Consider the following 12,458-nt stretch of genomic DNA (forward strand, 5'->3'; position numbering starts at 1 on the left):
ACTGATCAGGCCAGGTCATTGGGGCCGCTGTGCGGCCCATCGCCGGCAAGCCGGGCTCCCACAGGTCCGGCGCGAGCTTTGAGGTTTGTGCGGTCCCTGTGGGAGCTGGCTTGCCGGCGATGGCCTGCAAAGCAGGCCCATGGCAGGCGACACAGTCTTGACGGGTCGGCACCGAATTAAGATTTTGTACCATTTGGCAGAGCGAGAGTGGATGTGAGCAAACGAGCCTTTAACTTCTGCGCAGGCCCTGCTGCGCTTCCTGACGCTGTTCTGCAGCGCGCTCAGGCCGAGATGCTGGATTGGCGTGGCAAGGGCTTGTCGGTGATGGAAATGAGCCATCGCAGCGACGACTACGTGGCCATCGCCGAAAAGGCCGAGCAGGACCTGCGTGACCTGCTGTCCGTCCCCTCCAATTACAAGGTGCTGTTCCTGCAGGGTGGCGCCAGCCAGCAGTTCGCCGAAATCCCGCTGAACCTGCTGCCGGAAAACGGCACTGCCGACTACATCGAGACCGGCATCTGGTCGAAAAAGGCCATCGAGGAAGGGCGCCGCTTCGGCAACGTCAACGTCGCCGCCAGCGCCAAGCCCTACGACTACCTGACCATCCCGGGCCAGAACGAGTGGAAGCTGACCAAGAACGCCGCCTACGTGCACTATGCGTCCAACGAGACCATCGGTGGCCTGCAGTTCGACTGGGTGCCGGAAACCGGTGACGTGCCGCTGGTGGTCGACATGTCGTCCGACATCCTCTCGCGCCCGATCGACGTGTCGCAGTACGGCCTGATCTACGCCGGCGCGCAGAAGAACATCGGCCCGAGCGGCCTGGTAGTGGTGATCGTGCGCGAAGACCTGCTGGGCCGCGCCCGCAGCAGCTGCCCGACCATGCTCGACTACAAGGTCTCGGCCGACAACGGCTCGATGTACAACACCCCGGCCACCTACTCCTGGTACCTCTCGGGCCTGGTGTTTGAATGGCTGAAAGAGCAGGGTGGCGTCGATGCCATGGAGCAGCGCAACCGCGCCAAGAAAGACCGCCTGTACGGTTTCATCGACAGCAGCGAGTTCTACACCAACCCGATCAGCCACAACGCCCGTTCGTGGATGAACGTGCCGTTCCGCCTGGCTGACGAGCGCCTGGACAAGGCCTTCCTCGCCGGCGCCGACGCCCGTGGCCTGCTCAACCTCAAGGGCCATCGTTCGGTAGGCGGCATGCGCGCCTCCATCTACAACGCCCTGGGCCTTGAAGCAGTCGAAGCCCTGGTGGCCTACATGGCCGAATTCGAGAAGGAGCACGGCTGATGTCCGAGCACGAACTGAAGGCGCTGCGCGTTCGCATCGACAGCCTCGACGAGAAGATCCTCGAGCTGATCAGCGAGCGCGCCCGCTGCGCCCAGGAAGTGGCCAAGGTCAAGACCGCCTCGCTGGCGGAAGGCGAAAAGCCGGTGTTCTACCGCCCCGAGCGCGAAGCCGCCGTGCTCAAGCGCGTGATGGAGCGCAACAAGGGCCCGCTGGACAACGAAGAGATGGCGCGGCTGTTCCGCGAAATCATGTCGTCGTGCCTGGCCCTGGAAGAGCCTCTGAAAATCGCCTACCTCGGCCCTGAAGGCACCTTCACCCAGGCCGCGGCCATGAAGCACTTCGGCCACGCGGTGATCAGCCGGCCGATGGCGGCCATCGACGAAGTGTTCCGCGAAGTGGCGGCCGGTGCCGTCAACTTTGGCGTGGTGCCGGTGGAAAACTCCACCGAAGGCGCGGTCAGCCACACCCTGGACAGCTTCCTCGAGCACGACATGGTGATTTGCGGCGAGGTCGAGTTGCGCATCCATCACCACCTGCTGGTGGGCGAGAACACGAAGACCGACAGCATCACCCGCATCTACTCCCACGCCCAGTCGCTGGCCCAGTGCCGCAAGTGGCTGGATGCGCATTACCCGAATGTGGAGCGCGTGGCAGTATCGAGCAATGCCGAGGCGGCCAAGCGGGTCAAGGGCGAGTGGAATTCGGCGGCGATCGCCGGTGACATGGCGGCCAACCTGTACGGGTTGACTCGCCTGGCCGAAAAGATCGAAGACCGCCCGGACAACTCCACGCGCTTCCTGATGATCGGCAACCAGGAAGTGCCGCCGACCGGCGACGACAAGACCTCAATCATCGTATCGATGAGCAACAAGCCGGGTGCCTTGCACGAGCTGCTGGTACCGTTCCACCAGAACGGCATCGACCTGACTCGCATCGAGACCCGCCCGTCGCGCAGCGGCAAGTGGACCTACGTGTTCTTCATCGACTTCGTCGGCCACCACCGCGACCCGCTGATCAAGGCGGTGCTCGAGCAGATCAGCCAGGAGGCTGTGGCGCTGAAGGTGCTGGGTTCGTATCCGAAGGCGGTGCTTTGATTCAAGGCCTTTGGGGCTGCTTTGCAGCCCTTCGCGGGCACGCCCGCTCCCACAGTGACAGCGTGATGTCGAACTCTGTGGGAGCGGGCGTGCCCGCGAAGGGCCGCACAGCGGCCCCAATGGGTCCAGCAGGCTGTCTAGATTTCTGAACAGGGTTCGCACCAGTGGTAAAAGCAGTAACAACCAAACCCGCGCCAATCATCAACCGCCTGGTCGTGGTCGGCCTTGGCCTGATCGGTGGCTCGTTCGCCAAGGGCCTGCGTGAAAGCGGCCTGTGCCGCGAAGTGGTCGGTGTCGATCTGGATGCCCCTTCGCGCAAGCAGGCCGTGGCCCTGGGCGTGGTCGATCGCTGCGAGCAAGACCTTGCCGCCGCCTGTGTCGGTGCCGATGTCATCCAGTTGGCCGTGCCTATCCTGGCCATGGAAAAAGTCCTGGCCCGCCTGGCCGTGCTCGACCTTGGCGATGCCGTCATCACCGACGTCGGCAGCGCCAAGGGCAATGTCGTGCGTGAGGCGCGCGCCGTCTTTGGAGAGCGCCTGCCACGCTTCGTCCCCGGCCACCCCATCGCCGGCTCCGAGCAGAGCGGGGTAGAGGCCTCCAATGCCACCTTGTTCCGTCGGCACAAGGTCATCCTCACGCCGCTGGCCGAAACCGACCCGGCCGCCCTGGCCCTGGTCGACCGCCTGTGGCGCGAGCTGGGCGCCGATGTGGAGCACATGTCGGTCGAACGCCACGACGAAGTGCTTGCCGCCACCAGCCACCTGCCGCACCTGCTGGCCTTCGGCCTGGTCGATTCACTGGCCAAGCGCAATGAAAACCTCGAGATCTTCCGGTACGCTGCGGGAGGCTTCCGCGATTTCACGAGAATCGCCGGCAGCGACCCGACCATGTGGCACGACATCTTTCTCGCCAACCGCGATGCTGTCCTGCGCACGCTTGATACATATCGCAGCGATCTCGACGCCTTGCGCGACGCGATCGCTGAAGGGGACGGGCATCAGCTGCTGGGTGTATTCACCCGCGCACGCGTTGCCCGCGAGCATTTCAGTAAAATCCTGGCCCGCCGGGCCTATGTGGACGCTATGAACGCCAACGATCTGATTTTCCTGGCCCAACCGGGTGGCCGCCTGTCCGGGCGAATCCGCGTACCGGGCGACAAGTCGATTTCCCACCGCTCGATCATGCTCGGCTCACTGGCCGAAGGCACCACCGAGGTCGAAGGCTTCCTCGAGGGTGAGGACGCGCTGGCGACCCTGCAGGCATTCCGTGACATGGGCGTGGTCATCGAAGGCCCCAACCACGGTCGCGTGACCATTCACGGCGTCGGCCTGCACGGCCTCAAGCCGCCACCCGGGCCGCTGTATGTGGGCAACTCGGGTACCTCGATGCGTCTGCTGTCGGGCCTGCTGGCCGGCCAGCCATTCGACGTGACCATGACCGGCGACGCTTCGCTGTCCAAGCGCCCGATGAACCGTGTGGCCAACCCGCTGCGCGAGATGGGTGCCGTGGTCGAGACCGGCCCTGAAGGCCGCCCGCCGCTGACCATCCGCGGTGGTCACAAGCTCAAGGCGCTGACCTACACGCTGCCGATGGCCAGTGCCCAGGTCAAATCCTGCCTGCTGCTGGCCGGCCTGTACGCCGAAGGCAAGACCACCGTCACCGAGCCTGCACCAACCCGTGACCACACCGAGCGCATGCTGCGCGGCTTCGGCTACAGCGTCGACAGCAACGGCCCGGTGGCCTCGCTGCAGTCCGGCGGCAAGCTCACTGCCACCCGTATCGAAGTACCGGCCGACATTTCCTCGGCGGCGTTCTTCCTGGTGGCGGCGTCCATCGCCGAAGGCTCCGAACTGGTGCTGGAGCACGTTGGCATCAACCCGACCCGTACCGGCGTGATCGACATCCTGCGCCTGATGGGCGGTGACATCACCCTGGAAAACCAGCGTGAAGTCGGGGGCGAGCCGGTGGCCGACCTGCGTGTGCGCGGTGCCAAGCTGAAGGGGATCGACATCCCTGAAGAACTGGTGCCACTGGCCATCGACGAATTCCCGGTACTGTTCGTCGCCGCTGCCTGCGCCGAAGGGCGTACCGTGCTGCGTGGTGCCGAAGAGCTGCGGGTGAAGGAATCCGACCGTATCCAGGTCATGGCCGACGGCCTGATCACCCTGGGCATCAAGTGCGAGCCGACCCCGGACGGCATCATCATCGACGGCGGCCAGTTGGGCGGCGGCGAAGTGCATGGCCACGGTGACCACCGTATCGCCATGGCCTTCAGCGTTGCCTCGCTGCGCGCCAGCGCACCGATCCGCATCCACGATTGCGCGAATGTCGCCACCTCGTTCCCCAACTTCCTGGCGCTGTGCGCCGAAGTGGGCATCCGCGTGGCGGAAGAGGGCAAGTCGTGAGTGCCCTGGCGCCGGTCATCACCATCGACGGCCCAAGCGGTTCGGGCAAGGGCACGGTCGCCGGGCTGCTGGCCCGCGAGCTGGGCTGGAGGTTGCTGGACTCTGGCGCGCTGTACCGTCTGCTGGCGTTCAACGCCAACAACCACGGCGTCGACCTGACCAACGAAGAGCTGCTGACCAAGCTTGCCGCCCATCTGGATGTGCAGTTCATCGCCGCCGAGCCCGGTAAGCTGCAACAGATCATCCTCGAGGGTGAAGACGTCAGCAACGTCATCCGCACCGAAACCGTAGGTGCCGGTGCCTCGATGGTTGCTTCGCTGCCGGCAGTGCGTGAAGCGCTGCTGGTGCGCCAGCGCGCATTTCGCGAGGCGCCGGGCCTGATTGCCGACGGCCGCGACATGGGCACCGTGGTGTTCCCGGACGCGCCGCTGAAAGTCTTCCTCACCGCCAGCGCGGAGGAGCGGGCGCGTCGCCGCTACCTGCAGTTGAAGGGCAAGGGTGAAGATGTTAGTCTGTCGAGTCTGCTGGATGAGATTCGTGCGCGTGATGAACGCGACACCCAACGTGCAGTGGCCCCGCTGAAGCCAGCGGTCGATGCCATTCAGTTGGACTCTACCGAGTTGTCCATCGAGCAGGTGTTGCAACGTATCAGGAGCGAGATCGCACTGCGCGACCTTCTCTGATAGCCAGGAAAGCAGGCAGGGGCACCAGTCAACGTCCTGCCGGCTTTCCTTTACTTAAAACAAACCCACATTGTCTGGAATGTGGCTATGGGCGTCTGTTTCGCCCGAATCTACAGGAATTAAAATGAGCGAAAGCTTTGCAGAACTCTTTGAAGAAAGCCTGAAAACCCTCAATCTTCAGCCGGGTGCCATCATCACCGGTATCGTTGTCGACATCGACGGCGACTGGGTTACCGTACACGCTGGCCTGAAGTCCGAGGGCGTCATCCCGCTCGAGCAGTTCTACAACGAAGCTGGCGAGCTGACCATCAAGGTCGGTGACGAAGTTCACGTTGCGCTGGACGCGGTCGAAGACGGCTTTGGCGAAACCAAACTGTCCCGTGAAAAAGCCAAGCGCGCCGAGTGCTGGATTGTTCTGGAAGCAGCTTTCGCCGCCGAAGAAGTGGTCAAGGGCGTTATCAACGGTAAGGTTAAGGGCGGCTTCACTGTCGACGTTAACGGCATCCGTGCGTTCCTGCCGGGCTCCCTGGTTGATGTCCGCCCTGTGCGCGACACCACCCACCTGGAAGGCAAAGAGCTGGAATTCAAGGTCATCAAGCTGGACCAGAAGCGCAACAACGTTGTCGTTTCCCGTCGCAGCGTGCTGGAAGCCGAGAACAGCGCCGAGCGCGAAGCCCTGCTGGAAACCCTGCAGGAAGGCCAACAGGTCAAGGGTATCGTCAAGAACCTCACCGACTACGGCGCCTTCGTGGACCTGGGCGGTATCGACGGCCTGCTGCACATCACCGACATGGCTTGGAAGCGCATCAAGCACCCATCGGAAATCGTTAACGTTGGCGACGAAGTCGACGTACGCGTTCTGAAGTTCGACCGTGAGCGCAACCGCGTTTCGCTGGGTCTGAAGCAGATGGGCGAAGATCCGTGGGTAGCTATCACTGCCCGTTACCCAGAAGGTACTCGCGTACAGGCTCGCGTTACCAACCTGACCGACTACGGCTGCTTCGCTGAGCTGGAAGAAGGCGTTGAAGGTCTGGTACACGTTTCCGAAATGGACTGGACCAACAAGAACATCCACCCGTCGAAAGTCGTTCAGGTTGGCGACGAAGTGGAAGTCATGGTTCTGGACATCGACGAAGAGCGTCGTCGTATCTCCCTGGGCATCAAGCAGTGCAAGTCCAACCCATGGGAAGACTTCTCCGGCCAGTTCAACAAGGGTGACAAGATCACCGGTACCATCAAGTCGATCACCGACTTCGGTATCTTCATCGGCCTGGACGGCGGCATCGACGGTCTGGTTCACCTGTCCGACATCTCCTGGAACGAAACCGGCGAAGAAGCCGTACGTCGTTTCAAGAAGGGCGACGAGCTGGAAACCGTCATCCTGTCGGTCGACCCAGAGCGCGAGCGCATCTCCCTGGGCATCAAGCAGCTGGAAGACGATCCGTTCTCCAACTTCGTTGCTGTCAATGACAAGGGCGCTATCGTCAAGGGCATCGTGAAAGAAGTTGACGCCAAAGGCGCCATCGTCACCCTGGCCGACGATATCGAAGCTACTCTGAAAGCTTCCGAAATCAGTCGTGACCGCGTTGAAGACGCGCGTAACGTCCTGAAGGAAGGCGAAGAGATCGAAGCCAAGATCATCAGCGTTGACCGCAAGTCCCGCGTTATCAGCCTGTCCATCAAGTCGAAGGACGATGCTGAAGAGCGCGAAGCCATCCAGAGCCTGAAAAACGCTCCGGAAGCGGCTGCCGACACCACCATGGCTGCGCTGCTGCGCGAAGCAATGGCCAAGCAGAACTGAGTTCTGTTTGATCGGTAAAAAAAGGCGACCTTCGGGTCGCCTTTTTTTTATGCTGAAAGAAGGCCGTGTCGGGGGGGTGTGCGATGTTGAGTTTTGGCGACGTCATGGAAGGTCGCGGGCGCGATAACAATTTCCTGATCATCAGGCTGCTGGCAGCAACTGCCGTAGTGGTGGGGCATTCCTTTGCGCTCTCCTATCTGGAGTGCCTGAGTTGCACCGACCCTGGCCTGCTGCTGGGCATGCCGGTGCCCGTTCATAGCCTGGGCGTGGAAGTATTCTTCATGGTCAGCGGTTTTCTGATCGCGGCCAGTGGAGAAAAGAATAGTGCCCGGGATTTCTACCTGGCCCGCGCATTGCGGATCTTGCCTGGCTTGCTCGTATGCCTGCTGCTCATGGCCTTTGTGCTAGGGCCTGTCATTACCTCGCTGCCGCTTGATGAGTATCTTTCCCAGCGCCAGGTTTACAGGTATGTCTATAGCCCATTGCTGGTTTTCAAGGATGCCCAGTTTCTCTTGCCAGGGGTGAGCTTTACCCCGCGGTACTATGGGGCTTCGGTCAATGGCAGCCTGTGGACCATCCCCTTGGAAATGCGCATGTACGTGGTGCTTTGGCTATTGGTTCTGGTGGCCAAGGTTTGCCGGTGGCCGATGATGGGGTTGGCGCTTGCCGCGTTGGTGATCGCACTGGGGTTGCATACCCTGCATCCAGCCTTTGCGGAGTACCCGTTCAAGCTGGTGGTGTGCTTCCTGGCAGGGGCGGCGTTCTATTCGTGTCGGGCGGTGATCCCGTATACCAGGTGGCTGTTGCTTGCCTGCGTTGCTTTGTTCATCTTGTCCAAGGGTGGGCGCCTTGAGGTTTTTGCATTTGCCGTTCTGACGATGTACGGCACGTTGTACGTAGCTTATTGCCCGCAGTTGAAGCTTCCCTCATTTGTGGAGGATTACTCGTATGGCATCTACCTGTATGCATTTCCGATCCAGCAATTGTTGGCGTGGGCGATGCCATGGGCCGGGCCTTACTGGCTGATGTTGGCGGCCGTGCCAGCGTCCTGGCTGGCGGGATATGTGTCTTGGGGGCTGGTGGAGAAGCCTGCCTTGGCGATGCGCAAACGCTTTTCCCGAGCGGGTTCCCGGCAGCAATTGGCATAGGCGTCTGGCTTCCAGCAGTTGGCGTATCCGCCCCCTCTCAGTGGGATAATGGTGTGTCCACCTCTCCGGAAACTGACGCAATCACCTGTGGGAGCGGGCGACGCGATGGGTGGCACCGGCTACGCCGGTGTTCGCGGGCGTGCCCGCTCCCACATGGGCTGTGCTGGCCTCAAGGCAGGTGATGTCCATGCGGGGGGCAGTGGTCCGGTCCATGTTCCCAGTACTTGCACGATCCCCTTGTGAAGCGGCCCTGTGTTGCGAAAAGTCTGCTCTCAACAGGCAGGTACCTGGCTTCGAAGCAGGCAGCATCTCTACAGGGCCAGCGACCCAAGCCCGATTTCCAAAAGCCTGCATGATCCCTGTGGGAGCTGGCTTGCCGGCGATGAGGCCGGGCCTGCCAGGCGCCGCCGGCTAGACCATTCCTGTAAAACTTCAATCTTGAATTTTTTTATTAAGTCAAGAACCACCCTGTTCAAATCCCTCCCAGCGTGCTACAAACTGGTTAAGCAATGATCTAGCTGCTTGATAACGAAGGGAAAAATATGACGAAGTCGGAGCTGATCGAACGTATTGTCACCCATCAGGGGCTGCTCTCGTCCAAGGACGTGGAGCTGGCCATCAAGACCATGCTTGAACAGATGTCACAATGCCTTGCCACCGGCGATCGCATCGAGATCCGCGGTTTTGGCAGCTTCTCGCTGCACTATCGCGCCCCTCGCGTAGGCCGTAACCCGAAGACCGGCCAGTCGGTCAGCCTCGAAGGCAAGTTCGTGCCGCATTTCAAGCCCGGCAAAGAGTTGCGCGACCGGGTCAATGAAGAAGAGCATGAGGCCCACACCTGATTCCACAAGGAGCAATCTGATGCGTAACCTCAAGCGCGCCCTGGCGGCGGTGTTCGTGCTGCTGTTGGCGGCTGTGGTGCTGTTCTTCGTGCTGGAGAACCAGCAAACCGTCTCGTTGGTCCTGTTCGGTTGGGCTGCCCCGGCCATGCCGGTCGCCGTGCTGGTTCTGGCCGCCCTGGTCATTGGCCTGGCAGTCGGTCCGCTGCTGGGTGCCTACGGCGTGCAGCGCAGCAAGCGCAAGATCAAGGCTTCTGCCCGTCATGCAGCATTGAGCGGTAACTAAGGGCATTTCCTACAACCGTTTGGGAAATTGTCACCTATGCCAGCGCCGGCCGTCATGGAGTAATAACGCACTTCATTTTCGGCCCAGGCGAGTGTGCGCAGCATGGAATATCCCGTTCTTTCCCATCATGGTGGCACCCGCGGCGTCACGGGCTCCTGCCATCAACTGCACCTCGACCCGTTCACCAGCCTGCTGATCGATTGCGGCCTGGAGCAGGGCGCCGATGCCGCGCCAGGCGCACCATCGGCGCCACTCGGTTTCGACGTGCAGGGCATCCAGGCCCTGGTCATCACCCATGTGCATCTCGACCACGTAGGTCGCATTCCGGCACTGCTGGCTGCCGGCTACCGTGGTCCCATCCTGTGCAGCGAGCCGTCCGCCCGGCTGCTGCCACTGGTGCTGGAAGACGCCTACAAGCTAAGCATCAGCAGCGAGCCCGCCCAGGTGGCAAGGTACCTGGCGTTCATCCGCGACCTGATCGTGCCTCTGCCGTTCGAACAGTGGCACACCCTGGTCGAGCAAACAGGGCTCAACTGTCGCATTCGCCTGCAGCGCGCCGGGCATCTGCTGGGTTCGGCCTATGTCGAATGCGATGTGCAGCACGCGCAGGCCGGCACCCGCTACGTGTTCTCCGGCGACCTCGGCGCCTGTGGCAACCCCTTGCTGCGCCCAGTACAACCCCCGGAGCGAGCCGATGTACTGGTACTGGAAAGCACCTACGGCGACCGTCTGCACCCGCCTGCGGGCGACCGTCAGCAGCGGTTGGAAGCGGCCATCGACCGCGCCCTGGCCGACCAGGGCACGTTGCTCATTCCGGCCTTCAGCCTCGGCCGCACCCAGGAGTTGCTGTACGAGCTCGAAGGCATTCTTCATCGCAAGGCCTTGCTGAACAAGGGCGGACCGGCCCCCGATGACGACCCGCTTGACTGGTCGCAGTTGCCCATCATTCTCGACTCGCCCCTGGCTCAGCGCATCACCAGCGTATATCGGGAACTGCACGATTACTGGAATGCAGAGGCCCGGGCGCGCCTTGCCGAAGGGCGCGACCCGTTGGGTTTCAGCCAGCTTGTCAGCGTGGACACCCACGCTCGACACCAGCAGGTGGTCAATTACCTGAAGAGCACCGGGCGGCCGGCGATCGTGATTGCCGGTAATGGCATGTGCTCGGGTGGGCGCATCGTCAATTACCTGAAGGCCATGCTGGGGGATCCGAGGCATGAGGTGATGTTTGTCGGTTACCAGGCCAAGGGTACGCCGGGCGCGGTGATACAGGCGAGTGAAGGGGCGGAAGGGTTTGTGCAGATTGATCTGGATGGGCAGATGTATGAGGTGCGGGCCAAAGTCATGACGTTGCCGGGATATTCCGGGCATGCGGACCAGCAGGGGCTGGTGCGGTTTGCCTTGAGTGGCCAGGTGCGGCCCGCGAAGGTAGTGCTGGTACATGGCGAAATGGGCGCCAAAAAGTCCCTGCAAGGGGCGTTGCGCCAGCAGGCTGAACAGGCGGGTGCCTGCCTGGAGGTCTCGATACCCTGAACCCTTGGTCTGACAATGCATGCTGGCCGACACCACGCGGGAACTAATCCCGCCAGGGTTTATCTACTGCGGCTAACCCCCGACGCTGGACTGGCTAGGTATTGGCATATTGCCGCTACACTGGAGATGGAGCGCGTGTCGCCAGTTTCCATGCAGTCGCTCGTGTTGTTTTGGTATGCCAGAAACCGTGCACAGTCAGACCCAAGGAAAAAACCAAGAAATGCGCAATGACGTCGAGCACCGCAGTAGCAATAGTGAAGAAGTAGATTTGTTGGAGTTTCTGGAGGGGGTATGGCGGCAAAAGCTGTTCATCTTTCTGGTGACGATTGCTGTCACTGCGGTTGCACTGGCTTATGCGCTGTTGGCCAAGCCGGTTTATGAGGCGAAAGTTTTTCTGGCAGCACCTTCGTCCAGCGATATTGCCGATCTGAACTATGGGCGCACCAGTCAGACTGGGCTCGAGCCTTTCACTTCGCGGAAGGTCTTTGACATCTTCGTCGAACATTTGAACGGTGAGACCCTGCGCCGGCAGTTTTTCAAGGAAGTGTACTTGCCCTCCATGCCGCCGGGGCAGGGCGCGCAAGGCGCATTGTATGCTGCGTTCAATGGCTCCTTTGACGTGGTGCAACTGGCCGGTGAGCCGGCGCGGGCCTATGTGGCCTTCCGAGGTCGTGACCCTGCCGTGGCGTCCGAGTGGGCTGCCGCCTATGTCGACAAGGCTGGCGCGGCCGCCAAGGCCGAACTGTTGCACGATGCGACCAAGGAGGCAGAGGTCCGCGCCAGTGCGCTGCAACTGGAGCTCGACAACCTGCGGAAAAACGGTGAGCGGCAACGTGAAGACAAGATTACTCGCTTGCAAGAGGCGCTGCGCATTGCAACTGCCATTGGCCTGGAAAATCCACCGCTGATAGACGGTGAAGTTTCCAAGGCGTTGTCCTCGAAAATGGATGGCGAGTTGACTTACATGCGCGGGAGCAAGGCGCTGGCTGCGGAAATCAGTAATTTGCAACAGCGTAAAAGTGATGATCCGTTCATTCTTGAGCTCCGCGATCTAGAGGCAAGACAGCAATTTTACCAAGGGCTGGTAGCAGCGAAGCGCGATGTTAATGTTTATCAGCTTGACGGCACGATAGAGCAACCGGACGTACCAGTTAAACCCAAGCGCAACTTGATAATTGCGCTAGGTGTGATTGTTGGACTAGGCCTGGGTTGCCTGATTGCAACGCTCAGATATACCTTGCAAAATCTGCAAAGACGCCGGGCCTGACCCGGAACATGAACATCAGCGCGCACGCTACATTTAGCGCGAGACATTTGCCGTGCAAACGGTGAAACTGCCGTAATAAAGGGGGCCAGCCTGGCTGTCCCCA

Annotated in this window: 10 protein-coding genes; all 10 read left to right on the forward strand. The window is 61.3% G+C overall.

Annotated features, from left to right (window positions below):
* Positions 1-213: 213 nt before the first annotated feature.
* Positions 214-1,299 carry a 3-phosphoserine/phosphohydroxythreonine transaminase gene (gene serC / locus CAF92_RS12665; RefSeq protein WP_178081784.1) on the forward strand — a complete coding sequence of 362 codons (1,086 nt, stop codon included), beginning with the start codon at positions 214-216 and terminating at the stop codon, positions 1,297-1,299.
* A complete protein-coding gene (gene pheA, locus CAF92_RS12670; protein ID WP_013971453.1) occupies positions 1,299-2,393 on the forward strand; it encodes a prephenate dehydratase in 1,095 nt (364 codons plus the stop codon). The genes serC and pheA overlap by 1 nt, the downstream gene beginning before the upstream one ends.
* A gap of 197 nt (positions 2,394-2,590) precedes the next feature.
* On the forward strand, positions 2,591-4,798 hold the full coding sequence (locus CAF92_RS12675) for a bifunctional prephenate dehydrogenase/3-phosphoshikimate 1-carboxyvinyltransferase (protein WP_256573742.1): 2,208 nt from the start codon (positions 2,591-2,593) through the stop codon (positions 4,796-4,798).
* Positions 4,795-5,481, forward strand: coding sequence for a (d)CMP kinase (cmk, locus tag CAF92_RS12680; protein WP_046615542.1), 687 nt, complete (start codon positions 4,795-4,797; stop codon positions 5,479-5,481). Before CAF92_RS12675 ends, cmk begins: the two co-directional genes overlap by 4 nt.
* 124 nt (positions 5,482-5,605) lie before the next feature.
* Positions 5,606-7,282: a 30S ribosomal protein S1 gene (rpsA, locus tag CAF92_RS12685; protein ID WP_003252673.1), complete on the forward strand. Its 1,677-nt coding sequence runs from the start codon at positions 5,606-5,608 to the stop codon at positions 7,280-7,282.
* 83 nt (positions 7,283-7,365) lie between these two features.
* Complete coding sequence (locus CAF92_RS12690; RefSeq protein ID WP_085601028.1) at positions 7,366-8,430, forward strand: acyltransferase; 1,065 nt, start codon at positions 7,366-7,368, stop codon at positions 8,428-8,430.
* A gap of 542 nt (positions 8,431-8,972) precedes the next feature.
* Positions 8,973-9,272: an integration host factor subunit beta gene (ihfB, locus tag CAF92_RS12695; RefSeq protein WP_013971456.1), complete on the forward strand. Its 300-nt coding sequence runs from the start codon at positions 8,973-8,975 to the stop codon at positions 9,270-9,272.
* Positions 9,273-9,291: 19 nt separating this feature from the next.
* Entirely contained in the window at positions 9,292-9,555 is a 264-nt protein-coding gene (locus CAF92_RS12700) for a lipopolysaccharide assembly protein LapA domain-containing protein (RefSeq protein ID WP_085601029.1), read from the forward strand.
* Positions 9,556-9,657: 102 nt separating this feature from the next.
* On the forward strand, positions 9,658-11,088 hold the full coding sequence (locus CAF92_RS12705) for an MBL fold metallo-hydrolase RNA specificity domain-containing protein (RefSeq protein WP_085601030.1): 1,431 nt from the start codon (positions 9,658-9,660) through the stop codon (positions 11,086-11,088).
* A gap of 220 nt (positions 11,089-11,308) precedes the next feature.
* A complete protein-coding gene (locus tag CAF92_RS12710) occupies positions 11,309-12,355 on the forward strand; it encodes an LPS O-antigen chain length determinant protein WzzB (RefSeq protein WP_085601031.1) in 1,047 nt (348 codons plus the stop codon).
* Positions 12,356-12,458: the final 103 nt, after the last annotated feature.

The sequence above is a fragment of the Pseudomonas sp. B10(2017) genome (assembly GCF_002113295.1).
Lineage (GTDB): Bacteria > Pseudomonadota > Gammaproteobacteria > Pseudomonadales > Pseudomonadaceae > Aquipseudomonas > Aquipseudomonas pudica.